This window comes from Alphaproteobacteria bacterium (assembly GCA_016699305.1).
Lineage (GTDB): Bacteria > Pseudomonadota > Alphaproteobacteria.
On record CP064970.1, the window covers coordinates 1,771,714 to 1,793,441 of the forward strand.

The 21,728-nt window shown below is 53.5% G+C and carries 21 protein-coding genes and 1 pseudogene; all 22 read left to right on the top strand.

The window, feature by feature from the left end; all coding sequences use genetic code 11:
* The first annotated feature begins 262 nt into the window (after positions 1–262).
* The 22 genes and pseudogenes from IPI58_08455 (at position 263) to IPI58_08560 (ending at position 21,721) form a co-directional block, all read left to right on the top strand.
* Positions 263–778: pseudogene (locus IPI58_08455) on the top strand (DNA cytosine methyltransferase).
* An 806-nt stretch (positions 779–1,584) separates the two neighbouring features.
* Entirely contained in the window at positions 1,585–2,841 is a 1,257-nt protein-coding gene (locus IPI58_08460) for a site-specific DNA-methyltransferase (GenBank protein ID QQR68848.1), read from the top strand.
* 6 nt (positions 2,842–2,847) lie between these two features.
* Positions 2,848–3,393 (top strand): elements of external origin, encoded by a 546-nt coding sequence (locus IPI58_08465; protein QQR68849.1) that lies wholly within the window; start codon positions 2,848–2,850, stop codon positions 3,391–3,393.
* Between the two features lie 46 nt (positions 3,394–3,439).
* The gene (locus IPI58_08470) at positions 3,440–5,380 is read left to right on the top strand and encodes a phage terminase large subunit family protein (protein ID QQR70093.1); all 1,941 of its coding nucleotides are present in this window, start codon (positions 3,440–3,442) and stop codon (positions 5,378–5,380) included.
* 11 nt (positions 5,381–5,391) lie between these two features.
* Entirely contained in the window at positions 5,392–5,622 is a 231-nt protein-coding gene (locus IPI58_08475) for a hypothetical protein (GenBank protein ID QQR68850.1), read from the top strand.
* Positions 5,623–5,631: 9 nt separating this feature from the next.
* Positions 5,632–7,173: a phage portal protein gene (locus IPI58_08480; GenBank protein QQR68851.1), complete on the top strand. Its 1,542-nt coding sequence runs from the start codon at positions 5,632–5,634 to the stop codon at positions 7,171–7,173.
* Complete coding sequence (locus IPI58_08485; protein QQR68852.1) at positions 7,170–8,378, top strand: S49 family peptidase; 1,209 nt, start codon at positions 7,170–7,172, stop codon at positions 8,376–8,378. The genes IPI58_08480 and IPI58_08485 overlap by 4 nt, the downstream gene beginning before the upstream one ends.
* A 35-nt stretch (positions 8,379–8,413) precedes the next feature.
* Positions 8,414–8,788 (top strand): head decoration protein, encoded by a 375-nt coding sequence (locus IPI58_08490; GenBank protein ID QQR68853.1) that lies wholly within the window; start codon positions 8,414–8,416, stop codon positions 8,786–8,788.
* Positions 8,789–8,826: 38 nt separating this feature from the next.
* A complete protein-coding gene (locus IPI58_08495; GenBank protein QQR68854.1) occupies positions 8,827–9,867 on the top strand; it encodes a major capsid protein in 1,041 nt (346 codons plus the stop codon).
* An 11-nt stretch (positions 9,868–9,878) separates the two neighbouring features.
* Positions 9,879–10,253, top strand: coding sequence for a hypothetical protein (locus tag IPI58_08500; protein ID QQR68855.1), 375 nt, complete (start codon positions 9,879–9,881; stop codon positions 10,251–10,253).
* Positions 10,250–10,564, top strand: coding sequence for a hypothetical protein (locus tag IPI58_08505; GenBank protein QQR68856.1), 315 nt, complete (start codon positions 10,250–10,252; stop codon positions 10,562–10,564). The genes IPI58_08500 and IPI58_08505 overlap by 4 nt, the downstream gene beginning before the upstream one ends.
* The gene (locus tag IPI58_08510) at positions 10,554–11,201 is read left to right on the top strand and encodes a hypothetical protein (GenBank protein QQR70094.1); all 648 of its coding nucleotides are present in this window, start codon (positions 10,554–10,556) and stop codon (positions 11,199–11,201) included. Before IPI58_08505 ends, IPI58_08510 begins: the two co-directional genes overlap by 11 nt.
* A complete protein-coding gene (locus tag IPI58_08515) occupies positions 11,198–11,626 on the top strand; it encodes an acyl-CoA transferase (protein QQR68857.1) in 429 nt (142 codons plus the stop codon). The genes IPI58_08510 and IPI58_08515 overlap by 4 nt, the downstream gene beginning before the upstream one ends.
* A gap of 29 nt (positions 11,627–11,655) precedes the next feature.
* Complete coding sequence (locus IPI58_08520) at positions 11,656–12,597, top strand: hypothetical protein (GenBank protein ID QQR68858.1); 942 nt, start codon at positions 11,656–11,658, stop codon at positions 12,595–12,597.
* Positions 12,594–12,932 (top strand): hypothetical protein, encoded by a 339-nt coding sequence (locus tag IPI58_08525; GenBank protein ID QQR68859.1) that lies wholly within the window; start codon positions 12,594–12,596, stop codon positions 12,930–12,932. Before IPI58_08520 ends, IPI58_08525 begins: the two co-directional genes overlap by 4 nt.
* A 200-nt stretch (positions 12,933–13,132) precedes the next feature.
* The gene (locus IPI58_08530) at positions 13,133–13,288 is read left to right on the top strand and encodes a hypothetical protein (GenBank protein QQR68860.1); all 156 of its coding nucleotides are present in this window, start codon (positions 13,133–13,135) and stop codon (positions 13,286–13,288) included.
* Positions 13,285–15,840, top strand: a complete 2,556-nt coding sequence (locus tag IPI58_08535) for a phage tail length tape measure family protein (GenBank protein QQR68861.1) — start codon at positions 13,285–13,287, stop codon at positions 15,838–15,840. Before IPI58_08530 ends, IPI58_08535 begins: the two co-directional genes overlap by 4 nt.
* Complete coding sequence (locus IPI58_08540) at positions 15,840–16,439, top strand: DUF2460 domain-containing protein (GenBank protein QQR68862.1); 600 nt, start codon at positions 15,840–15,842, stop codon at positions 16,437–16,439. Before IPI58_08535 ends, IPI58_08540 begins: the two co-directional genes overlap by 1 nt.
* Positions 16,436–17,278, top strand: coding sequence for a DUF2163 domain-containing protein (locus IPI58_08545; protein ID QQR68863.1), 843 nt, complete (start codon positions 16,436–16,438; stop codon positions 17,276–17,278). The genes IPI58_08540 and IPI58_08545 overlap by 4 nt, the downstream gene beginning before the upstream one ends.
* Complete coding sequence (locus IPI58_08550) at positions 17,268–17,735, top strand: peptidase P60 (protein QQR68864.1); 468 nt, start codon at positions 17,268–17,270, stop codon at positions 17,733–17,735. The genes IPI58_08545 and IPI58_08550 overlap by 11 nt, the downstream gene beginning before the upstream one ends.
* On the top strand, positions 17,735–20,980 hold the full coding sequence (locus IPI58_08555) for a phage tail protein (protein ID QQR68865.1): 3,246 nt from the start codon (positions 17,735–17,737) through the stop codon (positions 20,978–20,980). Before IPI58_08550 ends, IPI58_08555 begins: the two co-directional genes overlap by 1 nt.
* Positions 20,981–20,989: 9 nt before the next feature.
* On the top strand, positions 20,990–21,721 hold the full coding sequence (locus IPI58_08560; GenBank protein ID QQR68866.1) for a hypothetical protein: 732 nt from the start codon (positions 20,990–20,992) through the stop codon (positions 21,719–21,721).
* Positions 21,722–21,728 lie beyond the last annotated feature (7 nt).

Below are 21,728 nucleotides of genomic sequence, written 5' to 3' on the forward strand. Positions count from 1 at the left end.
CCTTTTTGTATTCAATCGGCCCTCCCCAATCAAAAAAGGTACTTCCGGCGATTGAACCCAATGCGGCAGGCAAGTGCGCAGGACTTTGTTAGTTACAGATATTTTTTTTGGGTGCGCGGTGAACGCCCGTTTGTGGCCGAAACGGAGGCTTTACAGGGGATTTTGCCGCTCACCCGCCCGCGCGCACTCATCTGCGCACCCAGCCGCCTGAACGGCGCGCACCCTGAAATAAAACTTTGAAAAACGATCAAGGAAATCCCGTGTGGATCCACGTCCCTTTACCATTCTGTCCCTGTGCTCCGGCGTCGGGGGACTCGACCTTGGACTCCGCGTGGCGCAGCCAAATGCTCGCACCATCTGTTTTGTCGAGATCGAAGCCTTTGCCTGCGCCATCCTGGCAGCGCGCATGGCAGAAAACACCATGGATCCGGCACCTATTTGGACAAATCTTAAAACCTTTGACGGCAAGCCATGGCGTGGCGTTGTGGATTGCATCACTGCAGGCTATCCCTGCCAACCTTTTAGTGTTGCAGGAAAACAAAGAGGAAGCGAAGACCCACGACACCTCTGGCCAGATGTGTTTCGCGTGGTTCGAGAGATCAACCCACCACTCTGCTTCTTCGAAAACGTCGGTGGACATTTACGATTGGGATTTGAACAAGTCCACGATGACCTTCGATCAGTGGGTTACCGCGTTAAGGCAGGCTTGTTCACGGCGCAGGAAGTTGGTGCCCCCCATAAGCGAGAGCGATTATTCATCCTGGCTTACGCCGAGGGCACAGGAGAGCGGCGAGAAACAGGAAACATTCCTGAAACGCATGGGCGACCGGACAGATCGGTGTTCCAGTTCGTTGGCAGCGCAAGTGACTTTATGGCCGACAGCTCGTGTCTCGTCAGCGAACGGGCCGGCACAGAGCGAGATAGCGGCGGGCAATCCCAAGAGTCGATTGGAAGTGTCCGTGATGTGCTGGCCGACACCGACGGCGCAGGATTTCAAGAAGCGCGGCCCGAACTCCAGCCAGCATGGACTGGCCGAGAGTACGGTCAACTGGGCAACGCCGAACACGATGGATCATATGCCGCCACGCTCGTCGGAAGCGATGGAGAAAATGCTGGGGCCAGAGGGACAGCGGGCGGGCAGATCCCGCCCCAGCAATCTGCGCGAACAGATTGTCTGGCCAACACCGCGGGCACAGAAAACATCTTCCGAGAATCCAGAAAGCTGGAGTGCGCGAAGGCAGGCGGGACAAGTTTCAACACCGCCACTGGCGATGGCGGCGATCATGTGGCCGACCGTGACGACCCAGGATGCCAAGAACAATGCAGGACCGAGCCAGTTCGAGCGCAACACGAAGCCTTTGAATGTGGAAGCGACCTTACACTCTTCCCGCCAGGGCCAGAAGGAAACTGGGACGGGATCCCAAAAAGTCTTGAACCCGCGATTTGTCGAATGGCTGATGGGCTGGCCCATCGGGTGGACAGAATTCGTGCCTGCGGAAATGGTGTCGTGCCGCTGGCTGCCGCTTATGCGTGGCGCACTCTCATATCTCATGCACGCACAACAACAGATGGAGAATACTCAGAATGACCAATACGCTTGATTTGCATGTCGAATATCTATCCGTCGATCATTTGATCCCTTACACCCATAATGCCCGCACGCATTCGGATGATCAGGTGGCGCAGATTGCAGGATCGATGACTGAGTTTGGATTTGTGAACCCGATCCTGATTGGTGATGATGGCGGGATTATCGCAGGTCATGGCCGTGTGATGGCAGCGCGTATGCTGGGTGTTAAAGAGGTTCCTGTCATTCGTCTTAAACATTTGAACGATGTTCAACGCCGCGCCTTGATCATTGCCGATAATAAAATCACGGAGAATGCGGGATGGGATGAAAATCTTCTCCGGCAGGAATTGCAATCTCTCGAAGGGGAGGATTTTAATCTTGCTCTCCTGGGATTTAATGAAGATGAGCTGGATGAATTGCTGGATGATGGATCAGGGGCTGAAGGCCTGACTGATGAAAACGCTGCTCCCGAAGTTCCCGAAAACCCTGTCAGTGTTTTGGGTGACGTTTGGATCTGCGGTGATCATAAAATCCTGTGTGGAGATTCTACGCTGATTGACAGCTATCAAACACTGCTAGGCGAAGAACTGGCCGATATGGTGTTCACAGACCCACCCTATAACGTCAATTACGCCAACTCGGCCAAAGACAAGATGCGCGGTAAATCCCGACCCATTCAGAATGATAATCTGGGAGAAGATTTCGGGGCGTTTTTGTATGACGTTTGCACCAATCTGATGATGGTCTGTAAAGGTGCGATGTATATCTGCATGTCGTCATCGGAATTACATACGCTTCATGGTGCTTTCACCAATGCAGGTGGCAAATGGTCAACCTTTATCATCTGGGCCAAGAATACCTTCACACTGGGGCGTGCCGATTATCAGCGTCAATACGAACCCATCCTTTATGGCTGGAAAGATGGGCATGAACATTTCTGGTGCGGTGCGCGCGATCAAAGCGATATCTGGTTTGTGAACAAGCCTGTGAAGAATGATTTGCATCCAACCATGAAACCCGTGGAGCTGGTGGAGCGCGCCCTGCATAATTCCAGCAAGACCAAAGATATTGTGCTGGATGCGTTTGGCGGTTCCGGCACCACCATGATTGCCTGCGAAAAAACAGGTCGTCGCGCCCGTCTGATTGAACTCGAACCCAAATACGCTGACGTGATTGTCAAACGCTGGCAGGAATTCACAGGCAAGAAAGCGAGACTCGCAGCGACGGGTCAGAATTTTGCAGAACTTGAATCCGAACGCATTGTGAAGTGAGGATAAATGGGCGTTTCCATTCGTGCCTATGCCCGCCATCGCGGGATTGCGGATAATGCGGTGCGCAAGGCGATCAAGGCAGGGCGCATCACGCCAGAAGCTGATGGATCGATTGATATTGCTACAGCTGATGCGGCATGGGATGCCAACACCGATCACACCAAACGCCACATACCTTCTGAAATCCGTGAGGTGGATCCAGCGGCAGCCATGGAATCCATACGTCAGACATTAGCCGAGAATGGCCGCCCGCCACAGGGCATGAATAGCTTTACCCAAGCCCGCACTGCGCATGAAATTGCCAAGGCACATCTGGCGCGGCTCCGGCTACAGGAAAAGAAAGGGCAATTGATCAACAAGGACATGGTCAAGGCGCAGGTCTTTCGGCTGGGACGAGAATTCAGGGATGCATGGGTGAACTGGCCAGCCCGTGTGTCGTCACAAATGGCCGCAGAACTGCAGGTGGATGAACATGGCTTACACATGATTTTGGAGCGCTATGTGCGGGAGCATCTGAATGAAATTGGAGATGCCAAACTCGACACAGCATGATGGAGCCTATGACAGTTTAGAAATTGCAACTTTATGGCAGCGGGCGATTACGCCCGACCCGTTTCTGCTGGTTTCGGAATGGGCGGATCAATACCGCTTACTGTCCGCCAAATCGGCAGCCGAACCTGGACGATGGCGCACGGCGCGCACGCCGTATTTGAAAGATATCATGGATCAGTTGGCACCTGCCTCGGCGGTGCAGCGGATTGTGTTCATGAAAGGATCGCAGGTCGGCGGTACGGAATGCGGCAATAACTGGATTGGCTATGTCATTCACATCGCCCCAGGGCCGATGATGGCGGTGGCACCCACCGTGGAACTGGCCAAGCGTCATTCGAAGCAGCGGATTGATCCGCTGCTTCAGGATGTGCCAGAACTCAGGGAGCGTGTAAAGCCTGCCCGTTCACGGGATAGTGGCAATACGATCTTGAGCAAAGATTTTCTGGGCGGCCTGCTCATCATGACGGGTGCGAATTCGGCGGTGGGTTTGCGTTCGATGCCCGCCCGTTACTTGTTTATGGATGAAATTGATGCATACCCTGGCGATGTCGATGGTGAAGGCGATCCGATTTTGCTGGCCGAACGGCGATCTGCCACTTTTAAACGCCGTAGGAAAGTGTTCATGGTCAGCACACCGACCGTTAAAGGATTATCGCGCATTCAGCGTGAGTTTGAGAAAAGCGATCAGCGCTTTTTTCATGTGCCGTGTCCTGAATGTGAACATTTTCAGCCCTTGCGCTTTGTGCAATTGCGCTGGCCGGAAAATGAACCACAGCAGGCCAAATATGCCTGCGAAGAATGTGGGCACTTGATTGAGGAGCATTATAAAACCACGATGCTGGCCAAAGGTGAATGGCGAGCAACCGATGAAAGTCAGGACGGCACAATTGGATATCACCTGTCCTCACTTTATAGCCCTATCGGCTGGTTTTCGTGGGGAGATGCGGCGGCGATGTTTGAGGATGCCAAGCGCAACCCCGATTTGATGAAGGGGTTCGTAAATACGGTGCTTGGGGAGCCTTATGAGGAGTCCTCAGAAGCACCCGAATGGCAACGCCTCTATGAACGGCGTGATGTTTACGCCCAAGGTGTTGTGCCACTGGGTGGCCTGTTCCTCACCGCTGGTGTGGACGTGCAGAAAGATCGCCTTGAATGTGAAGTGGTCGCCTGGGGCCGAAACAAGGAAAGCTGGTCGGTTGATTATATCGTTCTGGACGGTGATACCGCACGACCTGATGTGTGGCGACGGCTGGATACGGAAGTTCTTCAGCGTGACTGGCCGCACAGCACGGGCCATACTATGCCGATCCGTGTCATGGCGGTGGATAGTGGTTATGCCACACAGGATGTTTACGGCTTTGTTCGCAGCCATCCGCAGGCCGTATGGGGTGGAAATGGCGCACGCGCCAGCCAACCACGCACGGTGGTGGCAGTTAAAGGGCAAGACCGCGATACGGCGCTAATATTAAGCGTTGGCAAGGCGGATACGGGCGGAAAACGTCGTGGCTTGCGGGTCTGGAACGTCTCTGGCCCCGTGGCCAAGATGGAGCTGTACCGCTGGCTAAAACTGGAATGGCCAACCGATAAAGATATTGAAGCTGGTGTTGTCTTCCCGCCTGGCAGTTGTCATTTCCCGCAATATGGCGAGGAGTATTTCAAACAGCTGACAGCTGAACGGCGGGTTATTCGGATTCACAAAGGTTTCCCCCATGCGACATGGGAGAAAGACCCAAGTCGTAACAACGAAGCACTGGATTGCCGTGTCTATGCCCGTGCCGCCGCCACGATTTACGGGATTGACCGGATGAGTGAATTCAAATGGCGCGGGTTGGAGCAGACGCTGGGGGTGGAGATTGAGATTCCAACGCGCGGGGTAGAAAGCCCCGTCACAGAGGAAACCAAGTCTTCGTCACCCAAACCACAAAGCAAAAAACGAATGAACATCACACCGCGCAAAATCGTGCGGGCGGATGATCCATATCTTTAGGAGAAAAACAGATGGCAGATGATCTTCTCGAGCTTGAAACCCGACTGGTGCAGGCCAAAGAGGCACGCCACCGTCTGCTGACGGGCACACAGGAAGTATCGGTCAGCCTGCAGGGCTATGGCAGTACGACCTATACCGCCTCTAATGTCGAGGCCTTAGAACGGTATATCAATGAACTGGAATTGCAGATTTCCCGTGCCAAAGGCGGCACACGGCGCGGGATTATCCGGACAAGTTTTTAAGGACAAACAATGGTTCAGCTTTTGGATTCATCCGGCCAGCCGATAAAATCTGGGCTGAGCTTTAAGGCGAGCGACACAGCTCATCGGGCGGCCTCAACCCGCGCCCGCGAGCTGGCAAGCTGGATGCCTCTGCTAGGATCAGCGGATAGCGATTTGCTATCAGAGCTGCCAACACTGGTCTCACGTTCACGGGATTTAACCCGTAACCATGGTGTGGCAGCAGGTGCCATCCAGACGCTGGTCGACAACGTCATTGGCACGGGCTTACGCCTTGCTGCCACTCCTGATTATCGCGCTTTGGGGCAATCGAAAGAATGGGCGGATAATTGGGCGCGAGTTGTTGAAAGCGAATGGCGTGCCTGGGCGGAAAGCACGGCGTGCGACGCAGCGAATGCGCTGACGTTTGCGGGCATGACGGCTTTGGTGTTCCGTTCCAGCTTGATTAATGGTGAATCTTTAGCTTTGCCTTTATGGCTTGATCAACGTGGAGCCTCGTATTCCACCACCATTCAACTGGTGGAATCTGACCGACTGTCAAACCCTGCGGGTGTGCAGGATAGTAAAAATTTGCGCTCTGGCATTGAAATTGATTCCTATGGTGGGGCGGTAGCGTACCACATCCGCAAAACGCATCCAGGCGATACCTATATTGGCTACGGCATGGAAAGTGATGATTGGCTGCGCGTGCCCGTGCGCACGGCTTTTGGCCGTATGCGTGTATTGCACATTCATGACAAAGAGCGCACGGGTCAGCATCGCGGCAAGCCACTGCTCACAAGCATCATGCCGATGTTTAAGATGCTCGATCATTACGAGCGTTCGGAGCTGCAGGCGGCGGTGGTGAATGCCATGATCGCAGCATTTATCGAAACGCCACTCGACGGTGAAGCGATTGGCGAGATGTTCGGTGGGTCGGTTGAGGATTATCTGGCCGCCCGCAATGAATGGGATATTCGCCTGCAGGGTGGATCCATTATTCCTGTATTTCCAGGCGATAAGGTTTCACCATTTACGCCCAGCCGTCCGAACAGTGGCTACGGTCAGTTTGTCGAGAATGTCCTGCGCCATATCGGTGCTGGGCTGAATATCCCGTTCGAATTGCTGATGAAGGATTTCAGCAAGACGAATTATTCAAGCGCACGGGCGGCTTTGCTGGAAGCATGGCGATACTTCAATGCACGCCGTCAATGGATGGCGACCTATTGGGCGAAACCTGTTTATGAGCTGTGGCTGGAAGAAGCGATTAATCGCGGGATTATCGAGGCACCCGATTTTTATGAACGCCGCGCCGCCTGGACACGCTGCAAATGGATTGGCCCTGGACGTGGCTGGGTAGATCCCGTCAAGGAAGCCAAGGCCGCGCAGCTTCGCATGCAAATTGGGCTTTCAACTTTGGAAGATGAATGCGCATCGCAAGGTCTGGATTGGGAAGAAGTGCTGGAACAACTCGCCCGCGAGAAAGCCAAAATTACTGAGCTGGGTCTGACTATCAACGATACCAACAGCATTATGAACACGAGTGAAGACAACACAGAGGAACAACAGTCATGAAAATCTGGAACCGCCTTTCGGGCGAGCCGTGGGCAATAACGGAAACAGCATTGCAAACCATTTTAGAGATTGCTGGCCGTGAAAATGAAAGCCCGCAGGCGGTCGCCGCCAAGCTCGGTCGGGATTTGCAAAACACCTATACGGCCACCGAACGAGAGGGCGTTGCGATTATCCCTGTGACAGGGCCGCTTTTCCGCTATGCCAATCTCTTCACCGCGGTCAGCGGTGCATCGAGCTATGAACTAATCGCCCGTGATTTTACCGCTGCGCTGGAAAACCCGCAGATCAAAGGAATCATTCTCGATATCGACTCCCCGGGCGGGGAAGTCAACGGCGTGTCTGAACTCTCCAACATGGTCTATGCCGCGCGGGGTAAAAAGCCAGTGGTGGCCTATGCCTCTGGCGATGCGGCATCGGGCGCTTACTGGATTGCCTCAGCCGCTGATGAAATCGTGGTCTCAGACACATCGGCGCTGGGATCGATTGGCGTCGTTGGCATGTATCGTGGCAAATCAGGAAAACAGGGGGAAGACGTAGAGATTGTTTCTTCGCAAAGTCCACATAAACGTCTTGACCCTTCAAGTGATGAAGGGCGGGCGCGTTTACAGATGCGCATCGACAGCATGGCTGATGTCTTTATTGAAACCATTGCCCGCAACCGCAAAGTTAGTGCGGAAAGTGTTCAAACACATTATGGCGGCGGCGATGTGCTCATCGGCGCTAAAGCCGTACAAGCTGGTCTGGCTGACAGGGTCGGCAGTCTGGAACAGCTGATACAAGAACTCTCGACCTCACCCCAAAGCCCTCCACTGGAGGGCTTTTTTGTAACCAAAACCCCCACCGCAAAACAGGAGAAAAAACCAATGGATCTTGAAACCCTTACCAAAGAACACCCAGGTCTCGTGACGCAGATCAAGCAGGACGGTGTTCGTGCTGAACGCAAGCGCCTGGACGATATTCTAAGTTGTTCAGAAGCAAAAGACCGTCAGAAGCTGGCCACAGAAATTGCACTGCACACGGATATCAGTGCTGTGGAAGCCCAGCATTTATTGGCCTGCGCAAGCCCTGAAGATGTCAAGCCTGTTGCAAGCACATCGTTTGAACGCGTGATGGCCAGCATCCCAAATCCTGCCATAACGCCAGCAAGCGACGATGCCGTGAATGATGTTGATGCGGTGGCAAGCCGCATCGCTGCCGCCGTTTAAGCCCCCAACCAGAAAGAGAAAGTAAGGAGACACACATGACACGCGCAGAAGGTTTTACCAATCAGGGCGATTATACCCCCGATAATTTACTGGCAGGGGAGTATCCCCGCATTGAACGGCTGGTGACGATTGCGGCTGGTGCCGATCTCGCCAAAGGCGCTGTTCTTGGACGAATTACCGCAAGTGGGAAGTTCAAACTCAGCGCATCGGCCAGTTCGGACGGTTCGCAAACGCCAGATGCCATTCTGGCCGAAAAAGCCAGTGCCGCCGGAGCCGATGTCCAGGCGGTGGTCTATTTCAGCGGCGAGTTCAATGAGAACGCTCTGACGCTGGGCGCTGGTCACACACTGGATGCCGTGCGCCTGACACTAAAAGCGAAAAGCATCTATCTACGCGCTAACCAGAAATAACACCCCCTCATCTTTAAACCCTCATAAGGAGAAACAGCATGTCTATCGATATTTTCAACACCCACGTCCTCTCCAAGGTCGTGGAAAAACTGGAGCGTCCTAGCTCCTTCCTGCTCGATGTGTTTTTCGGTCAGGAACAAACCGAAGAATCCGAAGAAATCCATTTTGATATTGATAAATCCAAACCGCGCCTGACACCTTTTGTGTCGCCGCTGGTGGCTGGAAAAGTAGTGGATGATGAAGGCTTCACGACCAAGAGCTTCAAACCCGCTTACGCCAAAGACAAGCGTCGTTTTGACCCGAGCCGTCCGCTCAAGCGTTCTATCGGCGAGCGCATTGGCGGCACGTTGTCACCGCAGCAACGCCTGGAAGCCAATGTCAACCGCACGCTTATTAAGCAGCTTGAAAACCTGACGCGCCGCGAAGAAGTGATGGCCTCCGAAGCCTTGCGCACGGGTAAAGTGACCGTGAGCGGTGATAATTACCCGACCGTAGTGGTTGATTTTCAGCGTGATGCCGCTTTAAGCGTGGCATTGGCAGGTTCCAGTCGCTGGGGTGAAACGGGGGTCAGTGCCCTGGATAATCTTGAGGACTGGGTTGGTCTCATTCAAGAAAAGTCAGGCGCCGTTGGGCGTACCGTGGTCATGGATGCTCTCGCTTGGCGGGTGTTCAAGTCTGATCCCAAGGTCGAAAAGCTGTTGGATATTCGCCGCATTGCTGACACCACCAATCTAACGCTGGGGCCGATTGCCTTTGGTCAGGGCAATGAGCTGGCGCGCTATGTTGGCACCATCGGAGATCTAGATTTCTGGGTCTATAACGATCGCTATGTCGATGACAATGATGTCGTTCAGAAACTCCTGCCCGATTATACGGTGCTGGTCGGTAGCACCAGTCAGCTTGAAGGCACGCGTTGTTACGGTGCCATTCAGGATGAAAAAGCAGGCTACCGCGCGCAGCGTTTTTTTTCAAAATCGTGGCTCGAAGAAGATCCTGCCGTGCGCTGGTTGTTGTTGCAATCGGCGCCGCTGATTGTGCCGTATCGTCCGAATGCGTCTTTCTGTGCCACGGTTCGTTAAGGAGGAATGACATGAAAATCAAAGCAAATATTACCCTTCATGCGAATGGAAAAGTTTACGCTCCTGGCAGTCTTGTCGATCTAGCGGATGAAGAAGCACAGCGTCTTTTATCCCGTGGTTTTGCTAAGAATGAGGAACAAGAGGTCGTTCCTTATTCACCTACGGCACAGGGTCAGCCCTCACCACATAAAGCAGTACCGACAATTGAAGATATTGTTGATGCGATTGCAGCTTTGGATCCAGCCAAGGACTTCGGCAAAAATGGTAAACCGAATGTTGATGCCATTGAAGATCTGCTTGATGCCAATATCACGGCTGCCCAGCGTGATGAGGCATGGGAGATTTTTCAAAAAGAACAGGCTGAGGAGAATGGCGGCGAAGGATGAGCTTTCAGGATGCAGCATTAAAGGCGGTCAATGTGCTGTTTGCTACCTTCGGGCAGACAGCACAGCTGGTCTTTGACGATAGCACAACGCTGGAGACAGTCGTTGTGCATCGTTTTCCTGACAAGGTTGTCGATTTTCTGGATTCAAAAGTGCAAACGGAAACAAATCTTTTTGAAGTTCGTTTAAGTGTCCTCAATCCCGCCAAGAAAATCGTTCAGATTATCAAGAATGGCAAAACATATATCGTACAGGGTGAGCCAGTGAAAGATCAGCACGGTCTTGTGCTGAGCGTTGATGCCTATGCGTCTTAATGCTGCCATTCAAGGTAATTTGAAAGCCATGATGGCAGCCGAAGTCAAAGCCGCAGAAAAAGCCGTCAGTGGCGGCGTACGGCAAGCCACGGATGGTTTGAAAAATGAATTGCGCGGCCAAGTCACAGGTGCTGGCCTTGGAGAACGCCTTGCCAAAACATGGCGCGGTGATCTTTATCCCAAGGGCGGCATGAGTATCAACGCTGCGGGATTTGTCTATACGAAAGCACCAGAGATTATTGGCGCCTTTGCTTATGGCGTCACCATCCGCAGTAAGCAAGGACGGTTCCTGGCGATCCCGACCCCTTACGTCACCCGCCGCCAGAATAAGAAGATCACGCCCGCTGATTTTGCCGAAGCTGGCATTCCGCTCCGCTATGTGCCGCCGAAAGGTGGGCGACGCGTGGGATTACTGGTTGCTGATGATTTCCGTGTCACCAGCAAAGGCAAAGCGCGGGTTGCCAGTGACCGAGCGAGAAAGACCGGACGCGGTTTAACCACCGTCGTCATGTTTATCCTCGTGCCGCAAGCGCAACTCAAGAAACGCTTCGATATCGACAGCGTTGCCAAAAAATGGATCGACCGTTTGCCGTCACTCGTCACGGGAAGCTGGCCGGATGAAAGGGAAGAGAAATGACCTATAGAGAATCAATCCTGCAGGCGCTATTCGCGCTTTTGCAAACCATTACGGATGTTACCGTTCTGCGGAATGAAGCCTTGCCTGAAAAGATACCTGATGGCGGGCTGATTATCTTACGCGATGGCGATCCAGGCGAACCTGAAACACTGCTTTCACCCTTATCTTATTATTGGCAGCACCGCGCGCTGGTGGAAGCTATTGTTCAGAAAGGCGATCAAGCCGCGCGCGATCTGGCATTGGATACAATCTACCGCAAGATTGCTTTAGCAATTGCCAGCGACCGCACGCTGGGAGGCCTGTGTGACCGCATCACGCCGCAAGCACCAGATAGCAATGTGCTAGCAGTCGAGGGGTCGTCGCAGATTAAGGGGGCGATCATCCCCATCGAATTCATCTACGTCACAACCGACCCGCTCGGCTGATTTTCTCAACCTAAACAAAGGAGGTAAACATGGCTCGTGCATACGGCGCCAATGCCCAACTATTGGGTAAATTCGAAACGGTGTATGGCACACCGCCATCGGGCAATTATATCAAATTTCCGTTCGTCTCGACCGATCTTGGCTCCGAACAGGGTTTGATTGCATCCGATTTGCTCGGCCAAGGCCGTGACCCATCCCAGCCGATCCGCGATGTCATTCGCGTGGAAGGTAACGTAGTCATTCCTGTCGATCTGCGCAATTTCGGCCATTGGCTAAAAGCTCTCTTGGGTGTGCCCACCACCACAGGAACAGGGCCTTACACCCATACTTTTACCTCTGGTGCGGCGAGCCTGCCCAGCCTTGCGCTGGAAGTCGGTATGCCAGAAGTGCCGATTTTCTTCACGGAAGCTGGCGTGCGGGTAAATTCAGCGCAGCTCACCTTCGCCCGTTCAGGCGCGGCCAACGCGACGCTGAATTGCATTGCCCAGGGCGAAACGGATGCTGGTGTGACAGGTGGTGGCACACCGACCACTGCTTCGCTCACGCGCTTTAATCAGTTTCAGGCATCGATCAAAAAGGACGGTCTGCAGCTCGGCAACGTCACAGGTGCGCAGCTGACCTACACCAACAATCTGGAGCGGATCGAAACCATCCGTTCGGACGGTAAGATTGATGGCGCGGATCCGACCATCGCGGCGCTCACCGGAAATATCGAGGTGCGCTTCGCCGATACCGCTCTGATCGACGCGGCGACCGACAATACGCCGCTCGAACTGGCCTTCGCTTACACCATCGATGCCGATAAATCTCTGACCTTCACGGCGCATGAGGTTTATCTGCCGAAACCGAAGCTGGCGATCAGCGGCCCAGGCGGTGTGCAAGCGACCTTTGACTGGCAGGCGGCGAAGGCGACAAGCCCCGCGCGCATGCTGACTGTTGTCCTCAAAAACGATGTAGCGAGTTACGCATGATTACCTTGAACCTGAAACGTGAACCTTACTGGCTGGATCTTCTTCATGGCGTGCGCGTGCATGTGCGTCCGGCATCCACCGCCATTGTTATGGCGGCGCGTGTCGAAGCTTTAAAAGAAGAAGCCGAACCCGCTCTGCGCAGCACGGCGCTGATCAAACGATTGGCGCAACTGGCCATTATCGAATGGGACGGCGTCGGTGGTGAAGATGGCAAATCACTTCCCGTCACGCCGGAAGGCATCTTTGCCCTTATGGATTTATGGCCGATTGCCGAAGCCTTCGAGCGTCTTTATCTCGGCCCCGCCTTGTTACTGGAACAGGAAAAAAACGTCTAACGGCTCGTTGCCGCTGGCATTTTGGCGGCGGGCCGGACTATTGCGCTTCTTGCCAGGATGCGGATTTGCCATGCGCACGCGGGGAAGCAAATGCCGAAGGCGAGCTTTGTCCGTATCGGCAGCATGAACCGCAAAGTTTTGAAGGATGGCAAGCGTGGGATTTGGCGCTCCGCTGCGGCGGGCAAATGCGCCTCAGTCAGATGGTCGCCATCGGCATGGACTTTTCGGCGGCGCTGCAAGTTGCGGCATCGCTCGGCCATGATGCGTGCGCTACAGCAGAATTCTTATCCGCTATCGAAGCGGGTATGACCAGTGCCTTTAATGAGAAACTATCAAGCGAGATGAAAAACCGATGACCGTACGCAACCTTGCCATTCGCTTAAGCGTGACCGAAGGCGGTAAGGTCAAGGCGGAGCTGCGCGATATTGGCGAGAGCGGTGAAAAATCACTCAAGAAAATTGAGCTAGCGGGCAAACCTGCTTCACGCTCACTGCTCGCCATCAACGCTGCCGCCAATGATGTGAAAGGCTCGGTTGCGGGGCTAACCAATAATCTGGGGCCGCTTGGCTCAGCCTTATCCGCCATTGGCCCCACAGGTCTGGCTGTCGGGGCAGCTTTGGCTATTGTCACGCTGGGATTAAAAGCCGCTTTACAAAATGCGGCGGAGGCCGAGCAGTCCTTTAACCGACTTTCTGCGGTGCTAAAAGCCACGGGCAATTCATCGGGGTTATCAGGCAAACAGATTGCAGGCTTTGCCGATGAGATTGAAGCCTCAACGCTTGCCACCGCCGAACAGGTGCAAAATGCGGCGGGCGTGCTGGCAACTTTCCGTTCGGTTGCAGGCGATACCTTCACCCGCACTTTAACGCTGGCGCAGGATATGTCGGCGGTGTTTGGGCAGGATTTAAGCTCATCCGTTACTCAGCTGGGCAAAGCCCTTGAAAACCCGACCGAAGGCTTATCGGCTTTGCGCCGTGTCGGGATCAGCTTTACCCAAACCCAGCGGGATTTGATTGACGGGTTTGTTGAAACAGGCCAGCAAGCCGAAGCTCAGCGGGTTATTCTCGATGCGCTGGAACAGCAAGTGGGCGGCGCTGGGGCGGCAGAGGCCACGGGGTTGATTGGCGCCACCAACCGTTTATCCGATGCTTGGGGCAATCTGCTCGAAGATATCGGCCAGACAGGCATTGTGGCAGGCACGGCGCAAGGGGCACTAAATGGGCTGTCGTCAGTGCTGGAGGGGATGCGCAATCTTCTCAAAGACGATCCTGTTGGCAAACAGCTGGTTGATGCACGGCTTAAGCTGCAGGAACAAGAAGAGCGGCTATCGCGCCTGCAAAACTTCAAAACCATTCCAGGCGGCGGGGTCAATCTTGGCCGTATGATTGAACGGCAGGAAGGCCGTGTTGCTGATCTGCGGGCTGAGGTTGAAAAGCTCATCGGCCAGGCACGGGCGGAAGCGCAAGCCTTTGAAGCGGAGCAGAAAAAACTACAAGCCGCGCAAGAACAAGTGGCGCGTGATCGCCGCGCCGAGCTTTTAAGCGGTGAGCGTAAAAAACTGGATCAAGCGGTTGATAAACTGGCGACCGATCCGGCTGATCGCATCGCCAAAGTGAATAAAGAACTGGAAACCACCAAGCAGCGCATCGAAGCCCTGCGTGAAAAAGACGGCAGTAATGCGGGCACAGTGAATACCGCCATTAAGCAAGCCGAAGATATCGCCCGCCGTCAGATTGAAGCGATTGAAAAACCCGCCCGTGATGCCGCCACCCGTGTCATGGAAACCAATAGCAAAGTGGTCGATGATCTGCAGCGGCAAATGATCGGCATGGGCAATAAACGCCAAGCCTTTATTGATCAGGCGGTGGGGCGTTTATCCAAAGATGCGAGTGAAGCGCAGCGTGCGCAGACCCGCAAACTGGCGGCGCAGATTTTTGATAGTCAGGCTTATTCCGAAGCGCAAAAGGTTGTTGAGGATCTCAATAATCAACTCGGTCGCTTGACCGATAAGCGGGCAGCGTTCATTCAGGATGCTGTTGGCCGCTTGTCGGATAATTCCACTTCTGCGCAGCGTGCTGAAGTCGAAAAACTGGCAGCCGCCCTCTACGATCAAGGCGAAGCTCAGCAAAAACTGAACAGACTTCAACAAGACGGCGAACAGGTCACCAACGCCACACGTTCAGCAACGGAATCTTATAACGCAGAATTGGAACGCCTGAAAAATCTGCTTGATGCTGGGGCGATCAGCCAGGAAACCTATAACCGCGCCGTTGCCAATGCTGAAAAGCAGCACCTCGACGCGCGCAAGGATGCCGAGGCCGGAGCCTTGCGCGCCTTCCGTAATTACCGTGAACAAGCCGAAGATGCAGCATCGGCTGTCGAGAAAGCCTTCACCGAAGGCATGAAAGCGACCGAGGACGCGATTGTCGACTTCGTGACGTCGGGCGGCAAAAGCCTTCAATCGCTCGGCGATCTCGCCAATTCCATTGTTGCCGATATCACCCGTATGGCCGTACAAAAATCAATCACGGGGCCGTTGTTCGATATGCTCGGCAGCAGCCTTGGAGGAAGCGGCGGCGGCGGTTTCTTGGATAGTATTTTCAGCAGCATCTTTCACGAGGGTGGCGAAGTCGGCGGATCCGCACCACAGCGTCGCGTGCCTGCTTATGTGTTCGCCACCGCACCCCGCTATCACACAGGCGGCGTGGCGGGTCTCAAGCCTGGGGAAATTCCCGCCATTCTGGAACGCGGTGAAGTGGTTCTCCCGAAGGACGGCACCCGTATGGGATCACCCGTCAACGTCGTCATGAATATCACCACGCCGGATGCCAGCAGCTTCCGCATGAGCCAATCGCAAATCACGGCTGAAGCAGCGCGCGGGATCCAGCGTGCCAAAAGGAATCTGTAATGGCTTTCCACGAAGTCCAATTCCCGAACGATATTGCCTATGGCGCGACGGGTGGGCCTGAATTTGCCACGTCCGTCGTTGCCACGGCCTCTGGTTATGAACAGCGCAATATCAACTGGTCAGCGGCGCGCGGGCGATGGGACGTGGCGTCCGGTCTTAAGAAGCAGACACAGCTCGATACGCTGATTGCTTTTTTCCGCGCCCGCAAAGGCCGCGCACATGGGTTTCGATTTAAAGATTGGACGGATTATAAGGCGACTGCCCAGGCTCTTGGAACGGGTAACGGGACGATCACTACTTTTCAGTTGATCCGAACCTATTCGTCGGGCGGCAGCACGGATGTGCGCACGATCACTAAGCCCGTGGCCGGCACGGTAAAAGTCTACCTTGCGGGCGTGCAGCAGATGTCGGGGTGGTCGGTGACCACCACCACGGGAATTATTACCTTCACGACCGCGCCAGGAAATGGTGTTGCGGTTTCAGCTGATTATGAATTTGACGTTCCTGTGCGCTTTGACACCGACCGCATGGCCGTCACCATTGAACAAATCAACCTTCACCAATGGTCGGGCATTCCGATTGTGGAGATACGTGTATGAAAACAGCAGGAAGCTCGTTGGCCACGCATATCGCAGGGGAAACGACCACTCTTGCGACCTGTTGGAAGGTCACGCGTCGCGACGGGTCGATATTTGGCTTTACAGATTTCGACAAAGATTTGACCGTGGAAAGCCTGCTGTATCAGGCGCGCTCCGGCTATACGCGCTCGGCCATCCACACCATCGCTAACCTAGCGGTGGATAACCTGGACATTGAGAGCGCCATAGATAGTGAAACCCTGAGCGCTGCCGATCTGCGCGCGGGCGTATGGGATGGTGCGACGGTCGAGATATTCCTCGTTAACTGGAGCAACCTTGCCAACGGCAAAATTATCCTGAAGCGCGGTACCATCGGTGAAGTAGAGCTTAAAGACACAGTGTTTCGCGCTGAGATGCGAGGGCTTTCACAAGCCCTCTCGCAACAGATCGTTGAGCTTTACACGCCAGACTGCCGCGCCGATCTCGGTGATACACGCTGTAAGGTCAACTTAGCGGCGTTGACCTTCACTGGCGCAATTACCGCCGTCACAGACAGGCGCGGTTTTACCGACACATCGCGTACTGAGGCCGTCAATCACTGGAACGGTGGTTTGCTGACTTGGACAAGCGGCGCAAATCTTGGCCGTAAAATGGAGGTGAAGGCCTTCGCCAGTGGTGCGTTCACGCTTTTCCTACCTATGTCGAGCGAAGTAGCAGTGGGCGACAACTACAGTTTGCGCCCTGGCTGCGACAAGAAATTCTCTACCTGCAAAGACAGGTACAACAACGTCAAAAATTTCAGGGGCGAACCGAACGTCCCTGGCAACGATCAGGTTTTAGCTTATCCCGATGGCAAATGACTCTTTAATCTTCTCTGGCACCCGTATGGACATCGTGCAGGAAGCACGCACCTGGCTTGGTACACCGTTTAGTCATCAAGGCTCCCTCAAAGGCGTGGCCTGTGATTGTATTGGCCTTATCAAAGCCATCGGTATGCAGCATAAGCTGATGGATTATGATCCAAATTCGCCGGAAGCTCTGTCTTACGCCAATTATTCGATGATGCCGGACAGCAAACGTATGCGCGAAGCTTTGAGCCGCTGGTTTGTGCCTATTCCTGTGAATGAGGTGCAAATTGCCGATTTCTATTTCATGGCATGGGGGCGTGAGCCACAGCATGTTGCGCTGATTACCGATCACGGTATCATTCATAGCTATTCAGGTGTCGGTAAAGTGGTCGAGCATGGGCTTGACGAACGCTGGCAACAACGCATTTCGGCGGCTTATCGCTTTCCTTATTTTGTGGAAGGTGCCTGATGGCTGTTCTTGCTCTCGGCGTAGTCGGATCCGCACTCGGTTCCGCTATTGGCATTGGTGCGTCCGCAGGATGGCTGGGCGGTGTTATGCTCGGAAATCTGCTGTTCGGTGGCGGCAAAGGCCAGAACATCGAAGGCCCGCGCATTGATGATCTATCCGTGCAAACCTCTACCTACGGCGCACCGATACCGCTGGTTTACGGCACGATGCGGATTTCAGGAAACGTCATCTGGTCAACGCCTCTTAAGGAAACAAAAACGGTCAAGAAGAGTAGTGGCGGTAAAGGTGGCGGCAAGAAATCGTCGCAGACAACTTATAGCTATTCGGCATCTTTCGCGGTGGGTCTCTGTATTGGTCCTGTATCTACCGTGCGCCGGATCTGGGCGGACACAAAAGTGATTTACGATGCGACCGCTGGAAACACGCAATCGACAGAAAAATATCCTGGCGTAGTGCGCATTCATCGTGGCGAAGAAACACAAGAGCCAGATAGCACGATAGAAATGCATCTTGGCGCTGGGAATATACCTGCTTACCGTGGACTTTGTTATCTGGTTTTGACGGATTTACAGCTGAAAGATTTCGCGAATCGCATTCCGAACATTAGTGCCGAGGTTGTCGCTGATGGCGACATGCAAAGTGATGCGCTTATTCTACCACCCGCAAATTCGATGACTTTTGAAGGGGGAATTTTAGATCAAGCGCGGGGTACGCTTATCGGAACGGGATCAGATTGCATTTTTAAATATGACGTTGTTAACAATCTCCTTGTATTGCAACGTGGCCTGGAAGATCCGAACTGGTCTGGTGCTTTTCCTGGAGCCAATGACGTTTATGGCGATGTGTGCGGTATTGATAGCCAAGGATATTATTATCACGCGGCGGACGCTTACGCCGTTAGTATGCGCTTGGTCAAACGTCACCCAGATACGCTTGGTATTGTGGCCCTCACTAGCCCGAAAGTACCGTTTAGTGTCAATGGCATTGTGCGACGGGATAAAATCTTCTGCTACGGCACACGGCTGGTATATGACACAAACTTGAAACAGATTGCTGATCTTTCGGACTATTTTCCGTCCGTACAATTTGGCGGCCCGATGTGTGATGATCCGTATGGTCGTTATTGGCAGGTGACGGGTGGTTACGTGCGCCGTTTTGTTCCCAATGGTCTGGGAACAGGTGAGTTAACCGAATGGAATAGCACAGCCTGGACGGACGGCGAGTTGCCGCGCACCGTTTTCTGGGATGATTTTACAGGGCATATTTATTTCACGCTTGGTTTGGCTGAGCGTGTCGTTAAGTGGAATCCAGATAACGGATATGCAGGCCATTGCGACGATGTTGCCATTCCCGCTGGCTGGGGCATTCAGTCTGATTTGAACCAGCCGATTAATGGAAAACTATGGGCTGCAGCAGGTATGGAGGTTACGCTGCTCAATCTCGTTACGATGCAAATAGAACGTCGGATCAGTCTTACGCCTTTTGCGCCGACCTATGCCACTCATCTTGGCGGCGCGTATGAGAAATTCACGCATTCCGCCGTTATCATGACCTATGATGGCATGTTTAAATATCCACTTGAGCGTTACGGAAACGATGCGGTAGCTCTTTCAGGTGTACTATCTGACATTTGTCAGAAGGCAGGAATGGCTCCAACCAGTGTCATTTCCAGTGCCGTAAGCCAATCCTTGCGCGGATATGTCGTCAGCCGCCGTATGGCTGCCCGCGAGGCGCTAGAGCCGCTCTTGGGGTCGTATTTCATTGATGCGGTGGAAACGGATGGTGTTTTGCGTTTCGTGCCGCGCGGGGGTGTTTCTGTCGCCATTGTCCCCAGGGACGATCTTGGAGCAGCAGAAGGCCAAGAGGGTAACCAGATCCGTCTTTCGGAAAGTCGTACGCAAGATATCGAATTACCACAAAGGCTGGATATTGTGCATGTAGACCCGACACGCGATCATCAGCCGAACACGCAGCATGCCTCCCGCATCGCGGATGCGATTGGTACCCGTGAAAAACAGACCAGAGAAATTTCAATTTCCCTGACCCCAGACGAAGCAAAGCAGATTGCGGAACGCACACTCTTCAACGCATGGGTGGAACGCAACCAGTATAAGTTCAGCTTGCCACCAAAATGGTTGCGCCTGGATCCGTCTGATGTTCTGACCGTCAATCTTGATGAGATTTCATTGAAAGTACGGCTTAACAAAGTGGATTTTGGTGCCAATAACGTCGTGTCCTGCGAAGCAGTTGCCGAAGATGAGATTGTTTATCTTTCAACGGCAGTTGGATCTGGCGGTGGCCTGCCGACCGTGCCGATCAGTATTGCGGGACCGATTCCGCTGTTACTCATGGATATGCCGATGCTGCGATATGAAGATGATACGCTTGGCGTTTACTTTGCGTTCGGATTTCGTGATGGAACTGTCAGCGGTGCATCAATGTATCGTTCGCCAGACGAATTATCCTGGGAGGTTCTTAGTACAGGTAATGATGGCCCTGTTTTTGGGTGGGCGGCAACATTATTGCCAAGCACCGCCAACTTTTGGACATGGGATGAGACCAGCAAGGTGCAGATCGCCCTGACACAAGGCACGTTGGACAGCAAAACTGCACTAGAAGTGCTTAACTGGGCGAACGTGGCATTACTAGGGGATGAAATTATTCAATGGCGCAACGCCAATGTGCTGGCCAGTGGACTTTACGAACTCTCAGGCTTGTTGCGTGGTCGGCGCGGTACAGAATGGGCTGTTGGATCACATACAATCGGTGAGCGTTTTGTTGTTTTGGCAGAAGACGGTGTTTATCGTGCGCCACTGCCTTCAACTGAAATCAGTAAAACAGCTTATTACAAAGCTATTCCAGATGGCGGTAATTGGGATGATGCGCCGTCAATCCCATTTATTTTCAAAGGTAATAGCTTGCGCTGCTTTTCCCCTGTGCAAGTCAAAGGTGCCCGTGACGGCAGTGGCAATTTAACCATCACATGGAAAAGGCGCACGCGCTGGTATGGTGAATGGCAGGATGGGGTTGATGTGCCAGTCTTTGAGGCTGCCGAACAGTATGAAGTCGATATTTTATCCGGCACCACCGTCAAGCGGACGATCACGGCCACTACGCCGATTGCTGCATATAGCGCCGCCGATCAGGTTGTCGATTTCGGCTCGATCCAGAGCGCAGTCACGGTCGCCGTTTATCAGATCAATGTGGTGGCTGGACGCGGTCAAGTCAGACAAGTCACAATTTAAGGATAGAAAATGACAACAACCCCAAATCTGCTCATTGAGCATATCGCCGCCAATCAAGCGCAGAAAGAAGTCACAGCTAATGCTGCTTTTGATGCGCTGGATAAAGCACTCTGTCAGCTGACCAATATTGCCATTCTTGACGTCGACACAGTGCTCACCGATGCCCAGATGCTTGGTGCACTGTCCATGAAGTTTTCTGGAACGCTGACGGCAGGTCGAACAATCACTATTCCTGCTAAGCCAAAATTATTGATAGTGGAGAATGGAACAACAGGTGGTTTTACGCTTTCGGTAAAAACACCATCCGGCACAGCCATTTCATTCGCGGTTGGTGATCGAAAGCTCCTTTATTGCGACGGGGTGACATTTCAAATTATCGCTGAAACCTCTGCTGGTTTGAGCATTCCATACGATATCGGTGGAACGCTGGGGGGAATACCTACGGGTGGATCCATCATTTTGCGGTATCCCTTGCCACGAGCGATACGCTTCCCAGCAGGCCTAACGAATAGTCAGGGTGTAGCCGGAACAGCATCTGGTGCAACCGCCACGTTTTCTATTCGCAAGAACGGTACGCAATTCGCCACGATGCAATTCGCGGCAGGAATCAGCACAGCAACATTTACAGCGGCAACGGCAACCGATTTTGCTGCTGGTGATGTTCTTACCATCATCGCCCCCAGCCCAGCAGACAGCACCCTTTCTGATGTTGGTTTCTCTCTCGCTGCCATTCGAATTTAAGGAGAAA

Excerpts from the sequence above, each read along its gene's own strand:
- IPI58_08460 (QQR68848.1), top strand. The coding sequence starts at position 1,585 with ATGACCAATACGCTTGATTTGCATGTCGAATATCTATCCGTCGATCAT.
- IPI58_08465 (QQR68849.1), top strand. The coding sequence starts at position 2,848 with ATGGGCGTTTCCATTCGTGCCTATGCCCGCCATCGCGGGATTGCGGAT.
- IPI58_08475 (QQR68850.1), top strand. The coding sequence starts at position 5,392 with ATGGCAGATGATCTTCTCGAGCTTGAAACCCGACTGGTGCAGGCCAAA.
- IPI58_08480 (QQR68851.1), top strand. The coding sequence starts at position 5,632 with ATGGTTCAGCTTTTGGATTCATCCGGCCAGCCGATAAAATCTGGGCTG.
- IPI58_08485 (QQR68852.1), top strand. The coding sequence starts at position 7,170 with ATGAAAATCTGGAACCGCCTTTCGGGCGAGCCGTGGGCAATAACGGAA.
- IPI58_08490 (QQR68853.1), top strand. The coding sequence starts at position 8,414 with ATGACACGCGCAGAAGGTTTTACCAATCAGGGCGATTATACCCCCGAT.
- IPI58_08495 (QQR68854.1), top strand. The coding sequence starts at position 8,827 with ATGTCTATCGATATTTTCAACACCCACGTCCTCTCCAAGGTCGTGGAA.
- IPI58_08500 (QQR68855.1), top strand. The coding sequence starts at position 9,879 with ATGAAAATCAAAGCAAATATTACCCTTCATGCGAATGGAAAAGTTTAC.
- IPI58_08505 (QQR68856.1), top strand. The coding sequence starts at position 10,250 with ATGAGCTTTCAGGATGCAGCATTAAAGGCGGTCAATGTGCTGTTTGCT.
- IPI58_08510 (QQR70094.1), top strand. The coding sequence starts at position 10,554 with ATGCGTCTTAATGCTGCCATTCAAGGTAATTTGAAAGCCATGATGGCA.
- IPI58_08515 (QQR68857.1), top strand. The coding sequence starts at position 11,198 with ATGACCTATAGAGAATCAATCCTGCAGGCGCTATTCGCGCTTTTGCAA.
- IPI58_08520 (QQR68858.1), top strand. The coding sequence starts at position 11,656 with ATGGCTCGTGCATACGGCGCCAATGCCCAACTATTGGGTAAATTCGAA.
- IPI58_08525 (QQR68859.1), top strand. The coding sequence starts at position 12,594 with ATGATTACCTTGAACCTGAAACGTGAACCTTACTGGCTGGATCTTCTT.
- IPI58_08530 (QQR68860.1), top strand. The coding sequence starts at position 13,133 with ATGGTCGCCATCGGCATGGACTTTTCGGCGGCGCTGCAAGTTGCGGCA.
- IPI58_08535 (QQR68861.1), top strand. The coding sequence starts at position 13,285 with ATGACCGTACGCAACCTTGCCATTCGCTTAAGCGTGACCGAAGGCGGT.
- IPI58_08540 (QQR68862.1), top strand. The coding sequence starts at position 15,840 with ATGGCTTTCCACGAAGTCCAATTCCCGAACGATATTGCCTATGGCGCG.
- IPI58_08545 (QQR68863.1), top strand. The coding sequence starts at position 16,436 with ATGAAAACAGCAGGAAGCTCGTTGGCCACGCATATCGCAGGGGAAACG.
- IPI58_08550 (QQR68864.1), top strand. The coding sequence starts at position 17,268 with ATGGCAAATGACTCTTTAATCTTCTCTGGCACCCGTATGGACATCGTG.
- IPI58_08555 (QQR68865.1), top strand. The coding sequence starts at position 17,735 with ATGGCTGTTCTTGCTCTCGGCGTAGTCGGATCCGCACTCGGTTCCGCT.
- IPI58_08560 (QQR68866.1), top strand. The coding sequence starts at position 20,990 with ATGACAACAACCCCAAATCTGCTCATTGAGCATATCGCCGCCAATCAA.